Genomic DNA, 18,380 nt, shown 5'->3' on the forward strand with positions numbered 1-18,380 from the left:
GGAAGAGGAGTATGCTGGCAAAAAGAATTATCCCCTGTCTGGACGTTAAGGATGGCCGGGTTGTCAAAGGCGTTAACTTCGTGAATCTCCGCGATGCGGGTGATCCGGTCGAGTTGGCGGCACTGTATGACCGTGAGGGTGCAGACGAACTGGTATTTCTCGATATTTCAGCTTCTGTCGAAGGTCGCGAAACGATGGAAGAAGTGGTACGGCAGACCGCTGGCGAAATCGCCATCCCCTTCACTGTTGGTGGTGGCATCTCTAAAGTTGAAGACATGAAGCGCATCCTGCGTGCGGGTGCAGACAAAATCGCAGTCAACACGGCTGCTGTGCTGAATCCCCAGCTGATTGCCGACGGTGCTCGCCGCTTCGGTTCCCAATGTATTGTAGTGGCAGTAGACGCCAAGTACAATGAAGCCTGGGGAGAGTGGGAGGTCTACACTCATGGAGGACGGAAACCTTCAGGAATCAAGGCGCTCGAATGGGTAAAACAAGCTGAGGAACTGGGGGCCGGCGAAATTCTGCTAACCAGCATGGATGCGGATGGAACCAAAGATGGATTCGACCTGAAGCTGACTGCTGCTGTATCCGAATCAGTACGAATTCCTGTCATTGCTTCAGGCGGTGCGGGTAAGGAATCTCATTTCTACGACGTGTTTACTGCTGGCAAAGCAGATGCAGGACTTGCTGCAACGATATTTCATTATAAAGAGATCGCTTTACCGGCGTTAAAACAACATTTGAGAGAACAAGGGGTGGAGATCCGTGAGTAATGTAAGTAACGAGATCAGGGAGCGCTTATCCCTGGAGCAGGTTGTAGAGCATATCCGCTGGAGTGATGGTCTGGTACCTGCGATCGTGCAGGATGCCGAGACACGCCAAGTGTTAATGATGGCATATATGAACCGGGAATCATTGAAGTTGTCACTGGAATCGGGAGAAACCTGGTTCTGGTCGCGTTCACGCCAAGAGCTGTGGCACAAAGGTGCTACGTCCGGGAACGTACAGACAATTACCTCACTAAAGTACGATTGTGATGGGGATACGCTGCTGGTAGAGGTTAAACCAAACGGTCCTGCTTGCCATACCGGTGAAGTGACCTGTTTCCATAATGAAATTGTGGGTCTGCCTCAGAAATCTACAGAACAATCCGGAAATGAGACAAACGCAGACTCTTCGGAATCAAGAGCAGAAGGCCGCTTTGACGTACTTGCTGAACTTGAATCCGTCATTGCTAAGCGTGAAGTGGAACGTCCGGAAGGTGCATATACCACGTATCTGTTTGATAAGGGCGTTGATAAAATATTGAAAAAAATCGGTGAAGAAGCTTCCGAAACGATCATCGCCGCCAAAAATAAAGATAATGACGAGCTTCGACTTGAGGTCAGTGACCTGATGTATCACCTGCTCGTTCTATTGCAAGAGCGCAAACTGCCGCTGGACGACATTATGGCTGAGCTGAGCCGCCGTCATGAACGGCCACGCCGCGATTAGGGGGTGCTCTAATGCGTATTGACTATCACACTCACCATGAGCGCTGTGGTCATGCTGTCGGCAAGCTTGAGGCTTATGTACAGCGAGGCGTGGAGATTGGACTGTCCCAGATTGGACTGTCTGATCACATGCCTTTGCTGCATGTAGATCCATCGAATTATTATCCCGAAATGGCAATGCCCATGGAGGAGCTGCCTCGCTATGTGGAAGAATGCTTCTCGCTGAAAGAGCGGTACCGCGGACAGATCGAGGTGCGTGTTGGCCTTGAAGGGGATTACATCGAAGGATGGGAGTCCGAAATCCGGTCAATCATTGAACGTTATCCTTGGGATTACATCATCGGTTCGGTTCATTTCCTTGGGAAATGGGATATCACCGACTTCCGTCAGACCCATCACTGGGAAGGCAAAGATATTTTGGAGGTATACCGTCAGTATTATGATGCTGTAAGTAAAGCTGCTGCTACAGGCATGTACGATATTATGGGGCACACTGACGTTATTAAGCGTTTTGGCTTCAATCCCTCACCGGAGCAGACGGAAGAGCGTATTGCACTGGAGAATGCTGCTCTGCAAGCCATTGCGAAGAGTGGCTGTGCTATGGAGCTTAATGCGTCGGGATTGTCGAAGCCTTGTGCTGAGATGTTCCCTAGTCGCCGGATGTTAACAGAAGCCATTAAGCTGGGTATCCCGCTCACCCTTGGTTCTGATGCCCACGACCCACTTAAACTGGGTGAACATTTGCCTGAAGCCGAGCAACTTCTGCATGAGCTGGGTTGTACAGAGGTGGCTGTTTTTGAAGGCCGCCGTCGCTCTTTCGTTCCTTTAAATGTATAAGGCAGTGGGGTATAATGAGGTTAGGAAATAACCTTGTTCAATAAGGGATTATATAGGGAATCTAACCCTCGGGAGGGGCATTATGCAACATTCGTTACGTATTTTTTCCGGTTCATCGAACCCCAAGCTGGCAGAACAGGTATGTGACAAGCTGGGCGTACAGTTGGGCAAAATCAAGCTGTCCCGGTTCAAGAGCGGAGAAATATACGTTCATTACGAAGAAACCATCCGTAACTGCGATGTGTTTCTGGTTCAGTCACTGTCTCATCCAATTAATGAGCTGTTTGTCGAACTGCTCGTGATGATTGATGCAGCCAAACGGGCTTCTGCCCGCACAGTGAACATTATCGTTCCCTATTACGGATATGCCCGCCAGGAGCGCAAGTCTGCACCGCGTGAGCCGATCTCGGCCAAGATGGTGGCAGATGTCCTGACGACAGCCGGTGCAAACCGGGTAGTGACGATCGATTTGCATGCTGCAGCAATCCAGGGCTTCTTCAATATTCCTGTCGATCATATGACATCGCTTGATCTGATTAGCGAGTACCTGCTCAGCAAAGGCATTGAAAATCCGGTGGTCGTATCCCCGGATGCCGGACGGGCTTCCATGGCAGAGAAGCTGGCGAATCGGTTAGACTCACCTTTTGCCATTATGATCAAAAAGCGGCCGAGCCACAATGAATCCATCATTACCCATGTAATTGGAGATGTGGAAGGGCGCACGCCAATTATCATTGAAGACCTGATTGATACAGGAACGACAATTTTGAATGTGGTGGAAGGGTTGAAGGAACGCGGTTCCAAAAATGTGTATGTGTGTGCGACACACGGTCTGTTCTCGGATAATGCGTTAAGCAAGCTTAATCATCCATCCATAGCCGAAGTGGTTGTCACAGATTCCATTGCGCTGCCTGATGACCATCCGGAGTGCTTCAAAGTGCTGCCTGTCGCGCCAATGCTGGCACGAGCCGTTCGCATTATTGTGGATGGAGGCTCCATGGCTACATTGTTTAGAGATTCGGGAATCTAAAGTGTTCAAGGATATTGGCTGTTCCGTGTTTGAGTAGTTAGCTGCTCAGCACGGTTTTTTGTTTTTTCACCGGAATCGCGTGATGCTATAATTCCCTGCTTGGCTGTTCTGAAGCTTGTGCTATAATAACATCAAATTGCATCTATCGGAGTTATTTTGGAGCTGTCCGAGAGTGTCACATCGTGATGAACAGGAGAACCACAGCTGATGTATATTGGCTCAGTGGAGTGAGGAGTGGGGTCTATTGTCCCGTACTTGGTATTATCGATTACTCTTTTCGTATTTCCCTATTTTTTTCCTTACCGTGACCATACTCATTTTTATCGCTTTTGTTTTCATTAACGATATTTCCAGAGAAGAAACGAGAAAAGCGGACCGTATATCCTCCAGTTATCTGGTAGATAACCTCGATCGTACTATTCGTGATATTGAACTGTCGGTGACGGAGGCCGTACAGAGTGAGCAGGCGTATAAGCTCTACTTCAATAATCCAGGTCAGGCAAGCAAAGAAACGGTCTATACGATTGCGCAGAGTTTGCGTGAACTGACGAATTCCTCTTCATGGATTCAATCGATTTATTTATATGACAAGAAAAATGATAGCGCTTTAACTTCAAGCGGAGCCCGGGAAATAGAAGGCTTTGCAGATCAGAACTGGATTGATCAAATCATGTCTGGTTCCCTTGCTCCCGGGTGGCAGCCCGTCCGAGTATATGATGTGGAATCGGTTCAGCGTACCCCAATCCGTGTGCTCACGGTTAATAAGGACATGCCGTTACCCTTTGGCACCGATGGTGTATTGGTCATTAACATCAAGATGAGCAGCATTGAGCAGAGCATCGACAGCATGGTGAATGGACAACTTTCCTTCATGACTGTTACGGACCAGAAGGGTCAGGTTGTATATAATGCCCACTCAGACAGTGAAGGCGCTCATGGGGGACAACCATTAAATACACTTCATCTCGAAAGGCTTGGTTGGACGCTCCATAGTGGTATTAAGGCAGGCAATCTCTTTGGCTGGGTATCGGTTATTTCTTATGTATGGGTGTTTATTGCTGCCCTGACCGTTGTCTGTGCCATCATTTATATTGTCTATATTACTCGCCGCAATTATAAGCCTATTCAGATTATCATGAACCGAATTGAGGCCCATCAAATTAGAGCATTGGAGCAATCAGGGTCAAGTGTCGACGAAATGAAGCTGATTGACGGCGTACTTGAAAATCTGATCAATCACATGATGGATTATGACGAGAAAAGCAGGGAAAATGCGCTGCTGCAGCGGAGCAAGCTATTCAACGATCTATTGCATGGAGAGAATCTGGATCGTGCCACTGAACGATTAAAGGACCTATCACCGTTAACGGATACGGATCAGTCATCACACTTTACGGTCGTACTCGGAGAAATCAATCGATATGAGAAGGGGTTCCAGGAACGATACACGCGAGGCGAGCAGAACACGCTTAAATTCGCTCTGATGAATGTCTTGCAGGAGCTCACTCGTAACACAGGCATGCAATGCTGGATGGAGTGGGTGAGTGCGGACCGGATTGCGATCCTTTTCCAGTCCCTGGAACCAAGTGAAGATATGACAGACCGAATCTGTGCAGTTGCAGAAGAGTTCAGGTCTTGGGTGGAACAAAATCTCCGTATCTCGCTTAGCTTCGGAATCGGGCCGATTGCCAGGGGGGTAGGAGCAATCCGTGACTCATATACAGCAGCAGAAGCCGTAATGCATCGCAAGCTTCTGATGAATGGAGATGTGGTTCTGGCCGGGGCCGGTGAACCCTCTCAACAGTTGCTGGAAACCTACACCTACTTGCAGATGATCGCCGATTTTGTGAAGCGGTTCCGAATGTCGAGCGGCCAGTGGCGTGACCTGCTTGAGGAGATTTTCACTGCCTTTGAGCACAACATGCTGCCTGATGACGATATTCTCTCCCTTGTAGAGGCCATGCTGCAGATGCTTCGCCGCGAAGTGGCTATGATGTCAGAGGAGCTACAGGAGAAATTATCCGAAGAACACTTGAACATGTGGTTAAAATCGATGAAAGAAGCGGAGACACTTGAGGATGTTAAATCCATGCTGTTTGATGATCTGACCGAACTGTTCCGAACCTATGTATCGGTGACCGAAACCAAGAGTTACAGAGCATTGGTCAATGAGATGAAAACATACATTGAAGAACAGTTTGCGAATCCGGATCTTTCGCTGAAGCATCTGAGTGATCGATTCCAGGTTTCGGGCAAGCATGCAAGTTATTTATTCAAAACAGAGTTTAACATGAAGTTTGTGGATTTCCTGACCGAGCTGCGGATGAAGGAAGTTGAACGACTTCTGGTCCATACTGATCTTTCGTTGCAGGACATTGCTCTAAAAGTTGGTTATGCCAACGGAATTACTCTTGGACGTGTGTTCAAACGGGTAACTGGGATCACACCTGGTGACTATCGCCGGTTGAAGCGTGAGCATCCCGCGAGCAATCATGAAGAGAAAGAGTCGAGCGGCTGACTACATCAGGACATGTACAGGGCGGAATTCGTGCAGGCGCTCTCCGTCAGGAGAGCATTATGCACGAATTCCGCCCTATTGCTGTTGGAGCATAATGATCCTACTGACAGAGGGACAGGTTATCGTGTAACGGACTCACATGATTCCAGTTTAATGCGCTCTTGCGAATATAGGCAGTGTATGAAAATGGTTTATCGTGTTTTGAAGGCGGGTCGGTTGGGCGGTAACAACACTGTGCAGGGTGGATAAATACATGGGGCAAGGGTCGATGAAAATGGTCAGTGTACGAAAATCGTCGCTCGCATAAACCATTATCCTTATGTAAGCGTTTACGAAACGAGTTTGTTGCCAATGTCAGGAGTGATGTGGAATACTCTGGGCAGGATTTAACCATTCACACAAGGGCAAAGGAGATGACACAAATGACAGGAAAAGCAACCAAGGGGAGTCTAAAGAAATGGGTAGGACTTGCGCTTACGATGGTAATGGGAGTTTCCTTGCTGGCCGGCTGTTCATCCGCATCAGAACAAGGCGGAGCAGATGGCAATGCGTCAGGTAATGGCGAGCGTGTCACCTTGAAAGTGGAAGTGTTTGATCGTGGTAACAGTCCTTCACCTTACACCATTACGAACAACTACTTATCGAAACTGGTGCAGGAAAAATTCGGTGACCCGAATAATATCGATGTGCAATTCGTACCGATTCAGCGCTCGGAAGAAGTGACGAAGCTGAATGTTCTCATGGCCAGCAATACCGATGTTCCCGATATTGTTTTTGTATATGACTCAAGTGTGTTCTACCGCTATGCCCAGCAGGGCGGGCTGACCGATGTCGGTGAACTGCTGGATCAGTATGGACCGAACCTGAAGAAGTTCCTGGGCGAGGATACATTAAAGTTTGGACAGCTGGAAGGCCAGCAGTTCGCTGTACCGGGTAAACGTGCGATTACAGGGCGATACAGCTCGTACATTCGTCAGGACTGGCTGGATAAAGTGGGATTACCATTGCCTTCAACGACCGATGAACTGTACATCACTTTGAAGGCGTTTAAAGAGAAGGACCCTGGTCAGCTTGGCAGCAAAAACATTCCAATGGGAATGGCCCTTGCTCCAGCTCAATTTGAAACATTGATCTATTCCTTTATCAAGCCGGTTAGTGGTGATCTGACATACGCTCAGCGTTTTGAGCTGCCACTGCATGAGGGCTTCAAGGATGCCATGAAGTTTATGAACAAGCTGTACAACGAAGGCTTAATCAGCAAAGACTTCAGTCTGGATGAAGATAAAACCCAACTGGCCAAGGACGTGCAGAACGGTAACATCGGCTACTGGTCTGAAGATGTGGATGCCATCTTCTACGCGGATGGAACGCTGGACAATCTGCGCAAAAATGTAGAGGGAAGCAACCTGGTTCCAGTCGATGCTTATACCAATGCGAATGTAGACAACAAACATATTAAGTCTCGTTACGGCTCCAACGGCATGTACATTATGATTCCTAAAAGCAGCAAACGCGCTGTGGAAGCCATTAAATATTTGGACTGGATGGCTTCTGACAATAACCTGAGGGATATCCTCAACGGGGTTGAAGGCGAGAACTATGAACTGGTCGATGGACTTCCCGTTGTCAAAGAGGATGCCACGCAGGAAGCCAAGGATCGTCTTTTCAATGCAGGGGATATGGCCATCATTTCGAACGGCAAAAATGTGGGTGACCAGGCCATGAATGAAAAAGCTTGGGTCTTGGGATTCCCGCAGAACAATCAGGAGATGTTGAAGCAGTCCATCGATATTGCCAATACGGACACTGTAGGACCTATTATCTTCGATAAGCCAATTGAAGCAGAGATGAAATATGGTACAGCCCTCAAAGATAAGCTCAATGTCATTATCGTGAAAACAGCAATGGCGAAACCGGAAGAATTCGAAGCGGTATACGAACGGGAAATGAATGATTACATGTCACTCGGCGGTGAAGCACTGAAGAAAGAACTTGAACAGGCCGTTCAGGAGCTTGCTGCCAAATAAGAAAAAAGATCCTCGCAAGTGGTACAGAGCTACTGGATAGAGCGGATAAACTTTGAAGTGACCTGTGCCGTCACCTGAGGCGGCACAGTTTATCTTCACGGATTGGAGGAGACAGACATGACCCCCTACTTGAAGAGGTATTGGCAATTGTACGCGTTGATTTCCCTGCCCCTTATTTACTTTGTGATTTTCCGTTACGGACCAATGTATGGCGTACAGATTGCATTTAAGGATTTTAACCTGTTTCAGGGTATTGGCGGCAGCGAGTGGATTGGCTTTGATGCCTTCCGCGAGGTATTTGGGATGCGGGACTTCTACACCACGCTGCGAAATACCTTTATGCTCAACTTTCTGGATCTGATTGTATCTTTTCCTGCTCCAATTATCCTGGCAATCATGCTCTATGAAATTCGGTTTAAATGGTTCAAAAAGCTGTCGCAGACCATCCTGTATATCCCTCACTTCATTTCATGGGTGATTATCGGGGGGATCGTATACCAGCTGTTTGGCAACCAATCCGGTATGGTAAACGGTGTGCTCGAGAGTATGGGGCTGAACCCCATCCCATTTCTGACGGAGAAGAATCCGTGGCTTGTAACCTACCTGTTTACCGGTGTCTGGCAAAGTGCCGGGTGGGGAACCATCCTGTATCTGGCTGCACTGACGGGTGTGAACAAGGAGTTGTTTGAAGCGGCTGAGATCGATGGAGCAACACGTCTCAAAAAGATCTGGCATATTACATTGCCGAGCATCAAGCCGACCATTGTAACCCTGCTTATTCTGAATCTGGGGCACATGGTCACGATTGGATTCGATCGTCCTTACATTATCGGGAACACAGCGGTGCGTGAATATTCAGATGTTCTAAGCACCTTCGTATACCGGATGGGTTTGGAATCCGGGCAGTATACACTGGCAACGGTAGTCGGACTGTTCCAGGCCGTCGTGGGTCTTATTTTCGTGCTGGGCTCCAACTACATTTCGAAAAAGGTAACTGGTGAAGGGATTTTGTAGAGGAAAAGAACGTACGCGAGCCTGTTATGCTGTAGACCATCAGTAAAGGAGTTGTGCACACATGAGTGACCGCACCTCAAATCGGATTTTTGATATCGTTAATATCTCCTTTGTAACCCTGTTTGTCGTGTTCTGTCTGGCTCCTTTTCTGCACACGATTGCCATATCGTTTAGCTCCAACAGAGCGATAACATCGGGAGAAGTGACGCTGTTTCCGAAGGAGTTTAATTGGGATGCATACGTCAAGGTGTTCTCTGACCATTCCATGCTCTATTCACTTGGTTACACTGCGCTTCTAACGATTGCGACTACGGTATTATGCATGCTGTTTACTATTGCTGCAGCGTACCCGTTGACCAAGAAGAAACTGAAGGGCCGCAAGCTCTTCATGTATGTCATCATCATTACGATGTTCTTCAGTGGCGGGATCATTCCGGAATACTTGCTGATTCGTGATCTGCATTTACTGAATTCGGTCTGGGCATTGATATTGCCGGGTTTGGTCAGTCCATTTAACCTGATTCTCCTGATCTCCTTCTTCAATGGCATTCCGGAAAGTCTGGAGGAATCGGCTGAGATTGATGGAAGCTCACATCTTCATACGTTGTTGAAAATCATTCTTCCACTCTCGTTGCCAGTGATGGCCACCTTGTCTCTCTTCTATGCGGTGGGACGCTGGAACGGATTCCAGGATTCCCTGATGTATATTAACGATCCACAGCTGTATCCGCTGCAGCTCAAGCTATTCCAAATGGTACAGAACAACATGGTGAGTGAACTGACACAGATGGAGGGTGCCAACCGGGCACCGCTCACGCCGGAAAGTCTGAAGGCTGCCACCGTTATATTTGCTACCGTTCCCATCCTGCTTGTCTATCCTTGGCTGCAGAAATATTTCGTTAGTGGTGCCATGCTTGGGGCCGTAAAAGGTTGATTGAAGCCATACCCACTATATGCGGGATAAGGTTGCAACAGAGAAAGGAAGGTTGAGCTTGTATGCAGCAAAATGACAAGGGTGAGTATTCGTTCTCCACATGCTGGAACATTAAGCGTCACCAGGTGGGCGAGGCCATGATCCAGGAAATTCGCGAGCTTGGCTTCCGCCGGGTTGAACTTAACTATAACGTGACGAAGGAAATGCTGACGTCCATTGAGCCTATGATTGAGAGCGGAGAGATTGGTGTTTCCAGTGTGCATAACACATTTCCCCATGTCCCGGACCCTGATTACGGTACAGACTCGGTACTGCTCGGATTCCAGGATGAAACGAAGCGTCAAAAGGCCATCCAGCTGCTTGTCGGTTCCGCAGAATATGCCCATCGTTACGGAGCTGAGGCTGTTGTTGTACATCCGGGAGAGGTACCTATCCCGGAGAGTGTCAGCAAGGAGCTTGCACAGCTGTATCACGACGAGGGGAAGGATTCAGCTAAGTATCGCAGCAAATGGGAGGAATTTGTTGAACGGCGGCAGGCACTGAGCAACGGCTATGTCCAACAGATTATCCGCAGCCTGGATGAAGTCTGCAATCAGGCAGCGGCCAAAGGTCTTCATGTCCGGTTCGGCATCGAAACCCGCTCCAGACCACAGCAGATTCCTACGCTGGCAGAAGCCAAGACGATTATTGAGGCTCTACAAGGGGCTCCAGTTGGCATCTGGTATGATACCGGGCATGCCATCATGATGGATCGCCTGGGGCTATACGACAGCGTGGGTGAGATGCAAGGGCTGATGGATGATATCGTAGGCGTTCATATTCATGAGACACTTGGCCTTTCGGATCACTGGTGCCCTTATGTGCACAGTCAAGATATGCATTTCTATGATGCATACCTACCTATGATCCGCCGGGCAAAAGTCAAGGTCTATGAACTGAAATCAGCTTGTACACCGGATGAAATTCACGAGAGTCATGAACTGCTTATGAAGAAGATGGATCCGGCAGGGGAGGGACGATGATGTTGGAAACAGACCGCGCGCTGAATGAGTGCGCTGCGGCTGTTTCTTTGGCAATCCAGCCCAATCACGCGCGACTACTCAGTTTGGAGGGAATAGCACATGTACAAACAACTGGTGGATAGCAATGACAAGGCGGTGGAGAGAGGCTTGTCCCGGCAGGTGCTGGATCCGAATAGCCGATACTACGGTGGAACAATCGATCCCTACACAGGAATCGCCTGGGTCAATCATACGACCGGAACCCCTACGGATATGTGTTACTGGGGGGCTGCGCTTGCTAACCCTGATTCAATCTATTATCGGAATGAAGAGCTGTTAAATCGCCTTCTACTGGCAACGGAGTTTGTGCTCCGTAACCAGCATGAAGACGGCTCTATATCTCCGGGATGGACCAACTATCATTCGCCGCCAGACACGGCATTTGTCGTAGTGGGGTATGCTCAGCTGTACCAGCTGCTTCAACAGCAGGATTGGGAGGAACTGCAGCCTGTGCTGGACAAGATGCGGTTATTTTTGGAACGAACCGTACCAGTCATGCTTACAGGAGGTTGCCATACGCCGAACCATCGCTGGGTGTTATGTGCGGCTCTTGGTTTTCTGCATCAGCTGTTTGACCTGGAAGAGACAGTCAATCGTGCAGAACAGTGGCTGGCGGAAGGAATGGATATAACTCCCGATGGGGAGTGGACAGAACGCAGCAACGGAATCTATAACGCGGTTAGCGACATTATGCTGATCCATGCGGCTCGCTTGTTGAATCGTCCTGAGCTGCTTGAGCCCGTCAGACTTAATCTGCGCATGATGGTGTACCTGGTACATCCCACAGGTGAGATTGTCACGGATTACTCGGGCCGTCAGGATCTGGGCAGTATGCATGACCTGTCCCCTTATTACCTGCCATATGCAATCCTTGCCCGAATAGACCAAGATCCGCTTTTGGCCAATATGGCGAAATGGGCAGGCGATTCACTAACAGACCCTGGCGTCTGTTCGGTCAATTCGCTCATTCGGTTATTGCTGGAGCCTGAGCTGCAGGAGATATATGAGGTGGAAGACGAACTGCCTAAGCAGTATGAGATCATGTTGAATGAACACTTTGCGCGCGAAGGTTATTTACAACAAATGGCGTCAGCAGGACATTATGGACATATTTCTCATAGCCGGATGCATACGGACTTTGGCGCGCCTGTTGCCCGTATAAGGGATCATGCGACTAGCATAACCATAATGACGGAAGTGCCGTCCTTTTTCGCTCTTCGTCATGGTTCGGTGCGTCTGCTGGCCGTGCAACTGGCATCCTACTTCAATCCAGGCTATGTGCCAATGCAGAAGATGGACCGATTGTCCGCAGGATATCGTCTGAGGGGTGAGCAGAAGAAAGGCTATTATGCGCCTATTCCTGCAAATCAGCTGCCCGAGACTGTGAAAACTTCCACTAGCCCTTGGTATCTGCTACCTCATCAGAAACGAGAACTTACGCATGAACAGACATTCCACACAAGTGCGGAGGTAGTACCAACGGAGAAGGGGTGGAAGCTGGAATTGTCAGGTGACGAACCCGAGGAGGTTATGATGCAGTTGTCCTTCGTATTCGGAGATGAAGGGGAGCTGTCAGCTGGCGAGCTGCTTGAGACGAGTGGCGGGCATTATCTGTGGAAGGGTGGAACGCTCCGCTATTCTTATGGAGAAGACTGGATCGAGCTAACCGGAGGCGAGATAGGCCATCTGGCAGCAACTGTACGCGAGGCGAAGTTACCAGACAGGTGCAAGGTTGTGCTGGTCAACTTCATGACACCGTTCAGGAAGACGATCCATATCTCCCTATCGTCATCGATGGTGTGATGAAGTTTTAAACTATCGGATCTTTTCTGGTACGTATGAATAATGTATAAGATTAAAATATATTTGAAAAAGGGCCTTAACGTGCAGCATATTCAAATTGAACGCAAAGGAGTCAGTTATATGTACGTTAAAGGGGCATTTGGATGATGTGTATTCGAAATGTATCGTATAGCGTTCATTGAGAGCATTAACCCTAAGACTCCAATCGATTCATAACGTGAAGGATTTGACAGTAGAAAACGAGTCTGTGCAGAAAGAGGCTATTCAGAGAATTAAAACAAAGCTTCTGTTTAAGTCATAACTCACTATATGCCGAGCCTTGGAGCTCGGCATAATTCTTTTTAGAATGATTTCGGGAAATGTTATGAGAGCCGGCTAACTGCCTGCTAGAAGAATAGCTATAGTGATACTTAGACCGCTAATAGAAGAGAGAATAACTGAACATTTAAGACGAAAAGTTATATATATCATCAGCTGGTAGGAGGTGAGGGGGATACTATTTAGAGAAAAAAATCTGAAAGAGAACAACTTATCTAAGCAAGCCATATTCAATCTGGATATACAAAATTACCCGCATTGGTAATAATTACTTTCTGTAGGATATATTACTAAGAAATTTGTTTTGTAAGCGTTAATATAGTATATATTCCCAAATTTAGGCTTTTTGGAGGGGCTGACTTGCTGGGAAAATATAAAAATTGGAGGTATTTCTTTGGGAAAAATAAAAAAGTTGTTGATAGTTGTTCCCTTGTGTCTTGCTTTACTAATGGTTCCTTTTTATTCAACTGCGAGTGCTGCCGTTGATACTAGTTCCACATCTAAAAATATTATTCAATGGGGATTAGATGGAGGGCTTTCATTTACTGTGCTTGTCACAGTATCTTCGTCATTAACATACTCATCGACGGTTCAGTCAGGTTCAAAGTTGTATACTTATTCAGAATCAAATGCAAGTGTATCTTCTCCAAGTAGCTACGGTCTAACTGGATGTTCAACAACATTGGCAATAAGAAAGTCAACTAATTTTGGTTCTCAAACAATTAGTCTACCTATTCAAGGGAGCTATGTAGTTTCACCCGGAACAGCTATACTAGGCTACAAATCTAATGGATGGTCATATACTACTGATTCCCCATTTTCGGTGAACGTCGAAAATTACGGTGTTGCAACACCGAATATTGGTAAGTGTACCGGTGGTGGAAGTGTTTCCGATTCATTTAAAATATCACATTAGGAGGTGCTACTTTTGAAAAAAAAGTATATATCAATTATGATGGGTGTATTTGCTGCTTTACTATTGACAGGTTCAGTTATATACTCTCAGTCAGCTATTCCAAAAGAACAAATTAAAGAAGGATTTGATGAGATTCAATTAAGTCTTGAGGAAGGTAAATTAAATCGTAATTTAACAGCTGAAACTCCGTTGGTTGTGGGAAATGGAATCGAAATCACAAGGGATAGATTTGTTTTTTACAAGAAGAGTTCTGAGTTAATCAGTAGTCTTCAAAACAATAATAATCTAATGAAGCAAGCTTCCCAAAGTGATGATGATATTATTAATGAACTTTATTAAATCAGAACTGACAGTACAAAATGCTAAAAACCTAGGACTTGAAGCAACAGCTCAAGAGATTACTGATGTTATTGCAGTTGAAAAAGCCGCTTTAAACGATCCAAATCTAGATCCAGAGAATTATTTAGTAAAAGAACTTATGTCGAATCGAATTAGAATAACAGGTTTAACTGAAGATGAGTTTTGGAATAGCGAAGAAACAAGATATGGCTATGAAAAAGCTATTTTAATTGGTAAACTTTATGATCAATTAGTAAAAGAGGGAACGCTTAATAATATTGCTGAATTTAATGAATATCAAACAGGGCTTTTAAACGCTTCCCAAGATAAACTTGAAATAAATTATGCTGCTATCAAGTAGTTACTATGAAATAAACGTCATTGCCTAATTACAGGTCAAATTATTTAGTGAACATTGAAGAAAGTTAGATTGCGAACTGGTGTTAGTACTCTGAACTTGCCTTGTCAAGTAGACAGTATTAAAACTGAAGTAACTAAGCAGCCTTAGTTCTGTATTTCATAGGACTAAGGTTGTTTAGTTTTCGTGGTACCTTCGTGATTATTCTTGAAATTGATGATAAGCGTTTCTTTTAAATCATATGATTGAAGGTGTAGATATTCAGATTTTAAATGCCTGAAGAAACTCCTTGCAGGTATTATCCAAACAACGGTAGCGAGATTCGGAAGGTTCGAGGGACTCGCTATATGAGAAATTATCAGATAAGATGGGGGTCCTTATTTATCATAAAACCATATCATCTTGCGGATTTGTTCCTCATGTGGGAGACGTAGTATCCTCGGTTTCCCTGAAGGTCTCTATTATCTAGAATTTGAGCTAGCGTCTTATAGAGGTATTTAGAACAACCAACTTATTCGTGGCTTGCTTATACCGGAAAGTCTTGTTCGTGACATCAGAAAAACTATGCTTTTCAATTCCGGTGAAAGTGCCTGTTAATACTGCCCATATAAAATCCCCTCAAAATAAACAGAAAGAGTCAACCTTATCTGTATACCACAAGGGGATTCATTTGTCTGGACTGAAAGTTTTGTGAATATGATTATGCTCGTGCACCTGTCATTTAGTGCCTTTTAGGTTGTTTCATAAAAGAAAGGGATTCCACAACTTTGTTAAAATGCAAAGCTTTGCATTGCCCAGTATGTGTTTGCACTATTGTATCTTCAGTTGCTCTATCGCAGTTTCAATTTTTCCATTTAACAAAGGATTTTCTTTGGTTTTACTCCAGTAGACTATGAGAACATTTTCTTTCTCATATAGAATGGGGAACGGTGTAGAATCAGCACTTTCCATTTGTTTATTGAATTCTTTTGCCCCTTTTATACGATCCTTTTCAGAATTAAAGATATAAAAGTGTATAAATTCAGGGTCGTTTTGTTCTTCTATCTGTGGCATCTCAACTGAGTATGCATCAGGTATAACATCTTGTAATTTTAAAGGATACCCAGTTATACCATAGGACACTAAATCTAGTTTTTGTGATTCAAGTACTGTTAATACATCATCTAAAGTGAACTTATTTTCTTTAATTTCTAACTCTTTTGAACATCCAGTAAAGGTAATCAAGCATATTAAGATGAGTAGGAGGGGTTTCACTTTTGTAATTATCATACAACTTCTCCTTAAGATAATAATGTTGGGCTTTTAGAATATGTTGTTTTATATACGTTAGCTTAATGATGCACAAAGTGGCTGAGGGTCAGTGTTGGATGAATGAATTGTAAATGAGGTGTGAATGAAAAACACCAAATTACATATTAATGAAATACATGCTCATTTTACCATAATTAGAGAGAGCCAGCTAGTGGCAGGTGAAGAGTGTTCATGAGTACTCTTGAGAAGGGTAACAGAGCATTTTTTTAAACTGTATTTGTGGTGTCATACTCATGTTTGGTTGTTTTTCTAAGGATAAGATTTGTTATTGAGGTAGTAGACCCTCATAACATGATCTGCACATCAAAAAGGGTTTGTTGGAAGTGAAAGGATAAAAGATGGCATTTCACCCTTCAAGGAGGATGGAATGGCATCTTTTTTATGTGCAATTTTTGCATAAAGCTCTTGAAACTACATGTTGAGAAGACCGCCGCCAGATGTGGTATACTGGAGAGTATGAATGAAAGCAAAGAGGAGGTGCCTTGGAAGATGAAGGGCAAGCTAGTGCGGGCAGAAGGACCCCTTGCCAATATTATACCGATTCACTTGGATGCTTCTTTCTTTTTCGAGAGAGCTGTCCGCTCGCTGGACCGTAATCATGTTGACAAGGCATTAAAATATTTTCGTAAAGCTGTTGAATATGAACCGGAAAATCCGGTGAACCATTGCAATATGGCGGGTATATTATCTGAGAAGGGAGATTACGAAGCTTCCAATACCGTTCTGGCGCATGTGCTGGAGGTGGTGGATCCGTCCATGACGGAATGCTACTTCTATATGGCCAACAATTATGCGAATATGGACCGGTTTGAGGAAGCGGAGCAGGCACTTGTTACGTATTTGGAGGAGGACCCACAGGGGCAGTTCATGACGGAAGCCGAAGAGATGATGGAGCTTCTGTATTATGAGCTGGATCGCCCGGCCAAGCTGAATCGGATCAAATCCCGCAAAGGTGTGGTTGAGCACGATCAGGCAAGAGAGCTGCTGGAAGAGGGGAAATTTGCTCAGGCAGCCGAACTTCTGGAGGGCATGTCACCCGACTACCCTGACTATTTGGCAGCCCGTAACAATCTTGCGCTGGCTTATTACTATATGGGACTGTTCCCCAAGGCGAGAGAGACGATTGATGAAGTGCTCGAGCAGGAGCCGGGAAACCTGCATGCCTTGTGTAATCTCGCGATCTTCCACCAGAACGAGAATCGGGCAGACCAAGTGCTATTGTTGATCAAAAAACTGCGTGTCATCATGCCTTTCCAAAAGGAACAGGTATATAAATTGGCTACCACGATGGGAATTCTCGGGCAGCATGACTCTGCCTATACCCATTTCCGCCGACTCTTGAAGGATGAAGAGACGGCAGCCGATCCGGCGCTTGCTCATTACGCGGCCGTGGCGGCGTATAATACGGAGCGTTACGACGTTGCAGAGCGGCTATGGCGCCATGTGTCCAAGCTAGATCCGGGCTCAGAGGTTTCCAAGTTCTATCTGTCTGGCCTTGATGCCGTTCGGGAAGGGGAGCGTGAGCCGGAGAAGCTCAGCTATCATTACCATCTTCCGTTTGACGAGCAATTCAGACAATGGGAGAACTATGGTAACGGTATACCGGAAGAGATGAAAAATGACCCGCTCATCCGTTCATCGTTCTTCTGGGCGCTGCGCCATGGAGATCGTGCAACCAAGCTTCAGGTCATTCATGCCTTGGCCATGATCGCTGATTATGAGGTGCAGCAAGCACTGCAATCCTTCGTACAAGAGCCTGATGAAGATCAGGACCTGGTTGCTGCGGCTGAATCTGTGCTGAGCGGACTCCAAATGAAAGAGCAGAATCAGGGCAAGAACCATGATCAACAACCGGTATCCGGGATAACAGACCGTCTTCTCCCTAAAATGCAACCAAGCACAGTGCACGCCAAGTCGGAAACGACTTCGCACTGGCAAGCCGTAGTGGAGCGTGCTCTGCAGATGACAGAAGCGAAAGCGGAGCTGCAGCAGGAGATGGAACGGATCTGGACCGATTATGTATCCAGAGTACATCCGGATGGTCCAGGGCTCAAGCAAATTGAAGGCTGGGCTGCGGGGCTGGAATATCTCGCAGCCAAAATCCACAGTCGTCCCGTTACCTATCAGAGTATAGCGGAGCGGTACGGCATATCGGCTTCCACCGTGAGCAAATACGCACGGCAGATTGTTCGGGTGTGCGGAAGCATCCCGCCAACCGTGTAGTATACTCCGGGTTACATGTACCATTTTCTTGTTGGCCGTATAGATGAGCAACATTATGCGCTTGGAGACAGTTTGAGAAAGATCGGAATTTCATGAAGGATACAATTGCCTGCAAAACGGGTAAACTTAACGAATAGGCTTCGTCATATCACTCTAGAAGTTTTCCAGTCAACACACTCTCAACCTTATCAAGGAGGC

15 protein-coding genes are annotated in these 18,380 nt (G+C 46.3%); 14 read left to right on the plus strand and 1 reads right to left on the minus strand.

From position 1 onward, the window contains the following. Window positions 1-11: 11 nt before the first annotated feature. From hisF to ABGV42_RS31190, 13 genes are all read left to right on the plus strand, one after another. Window positions 12-773 carry an imidazole glycerol phosphate synthase subunit HisF gene (hisF, locus tag ABGV42_RS31130; protein WP_110821843.1) on the plus strand — a complete coding sequence of 254 codons (762 nt, stop codon included), beginning with the start codon at window positions 12-14 and terminating at the stop codon, window positions 771-773. Beyond that, complete coding sequence (gene hisIE / locus ABGV42_RS31135; RefSeq protein WP_154896759.1) at window positions 766-1,494, plus strand: bifunctional phosphoribosyl-AMP cyclohydrolase/phosphoribosyl-ATP diphosphatase HisIE; 729 nt, start codon at window positions 766-768, stop codon at window positions 1,492-1,494. Before hisF ends, hisIE begins: the two co-directional genes overlap by 8 nt. Before the next feature lie 11 nt (window positions 1,495-1,505). Then, window positions 1,506-2,330 (plus strand): histidinol-phosphatase HisJ, encoded by an 825-nt coding sequence (hisJ, locus tag ABGV42_RS31140; protein ID WP_347385131.1) that lies wholly within the window; start codon window positions 1,506-1,508, stop codon window positions 2,328-2,330. Window positions 2,331-2,412: 82 nt separating this feature from the next. Next, window positions 2,413-3,360 carry a ribose-phosphate diphosphokinase gene (locus tag ABGV42_RS31145; protein WP_095362050.1) on the plus strand — a complete coding sequence of 316 codons (948 nt, stop codon included), beginning with the start codon at window positions 2,413-2,415 and terminating at the stop codon, window positions 3,358-3,360. Window positions 3,361-3,604: 244 nt separating this feature from the next. Continuing rightward, window positions 3,605-5,878, plus strand: a complete 2,274-nt coding sequence (locus ABGV42_RS31150; RefSeq protein WP_347385132.1) for a helix-turn-helix domain-containing protein — start codon at window positions 3,605-3,607, stop codon at window positions 5,876-5,878. A 422-nt stretch (window positions 5,879-6,300) separates the two neighbouring features. Then, window positions 6,301-7,905: an extracellular solute-binding protein gene (locus ABGV42_RS31155; protein WP_347385133.1), complete on the plus strand. Its 1,605-nt coding sequence runs from the start codon at window positions 6,301-6,303 to the stop codon at window positions 7,903-7,905. A 117-nt stretch (window positions 7,906-8,022) separates the two neighbouring features. Then, a complete protein-coding gene (locus tag ABGV42_RS31160; RefSeq protein WP_095292991.1) occupies window positions 8,023-8,919 on the plus strand; it encodes an ABC transporter permease in 897 nt (298 codons plus the stop codon). Between the two features lie 61 nt (window positions 8,920-8,980). After that, window positions 8,981-9,853, plus strand: a complete 873-nt coding sequence (locus tag ABGV42_RS31165) for a carbohydrate ABC transporter permease (protein WP_110821838.1) — start codon at window positions 8,981-8,983, stop codon at window positions 9,851-9,853. Between the two features lie 62 nt (window positions 9,854-9,915). Further along, complete coding sequence (locus ABGV42_RS31170; RefSeq protein WP_347385134.1) at window positions 9,916-10,875, plus strand: sugar phosphate isomerase/epimerase family protein; 960 nt, start codon at window positions 9,916-9,918, stop codon at window positions 10,873-10,875. A gap of 99 nt (window positions 10,876-10,974) precedes the next feature. Next, the gene (locus ABGV42_RS31175; protein WP_347385135.1) at window positions 10,975-12,717 is read left to right on the plus strand and encodes a hypothetical protein; all 1,743 of its coding nucleotides are present in this window, start codon (window positions 10,975-10,977) and stop codon (window positions 12,715-12,717) included. Between the two features lie 712 nt (window positions 12,718-13,429). Continuing rightward, window positions 13,430-13,951, plus strand: a complete 522-nt coding sequence (locus tag ABGV42_RS31180; RefSeq protein WP_347385136.1) for a hypothetical protein — start codon at window positions 13,430-13,432, stop codon at window positions 13,949-13,951. 12 nt (window positions 13,952-13,963) lie between these two features. Continuing rightward, a complete protein-coding gene (locus tag ABGV42_RS31185) occupies window positions 13,964-14,290 on the plus strand; it encodes a hypothetical protein (protein ID WP_347385137.1) in 327 nt (108 codons plus the stop codon). Next, window positions 14,277-14,651 (plus strand): hypothetical protein, encoded by a 375-nt coding sequence (locus ABGV42_RS31190; RefSeq protein ID WP_347385138.1) that lies wholly within the window; start codon window positions 14,277-14,279, stop codon window positions 14,649-14,651. The genes ABGV42_RS31185 and ABGV42_RS31190 overlap by 14 nt, the downstream gene beginning before the upstream one ends. Before the next feature lie 807 nt (window positions 14,652-15,458). Here the strand turns inward: ABGV42_RS31190 and ABGV42_RS31195 are convergent. Further along, window positions 15,459-15,917, minus strand: a complete 459-nt coding sequence (locus ABGV42_RS31195; protein WP_347385139.1) for a hypothetical protein — start codon at window positions 15,915-15,917, stop codon at window positions 15,459-15,461. Window positions 15,918-16,448: 531 nt separating this feature from the next. Here ABGV42_RS31195 and ABGV42_RS31200 point away from each other — a divergent pair. Next, window positions 16,449-18,182 (plus strand): tetratricopeptide repeat protein, encoded by a 1,734-nt coding sequence (locus ABGV42_RS31200; protein WP_347385140.1) that lies wholly within the window; start codon window positions 16,449-16,451, stop codon window positions 18,180-18,182. Window positions 18,183-18,380 lie beyond the last annotated feature (198 nt).

This window comes from Paenibacillus pabuli (assembly GCF_039831995.1).
GTDB lineage: Bacteria > Bacillota > Bacilli > Paenibacillales > Paenibacillaceae > Paenibacillus > Paenibacillus pabuli_C.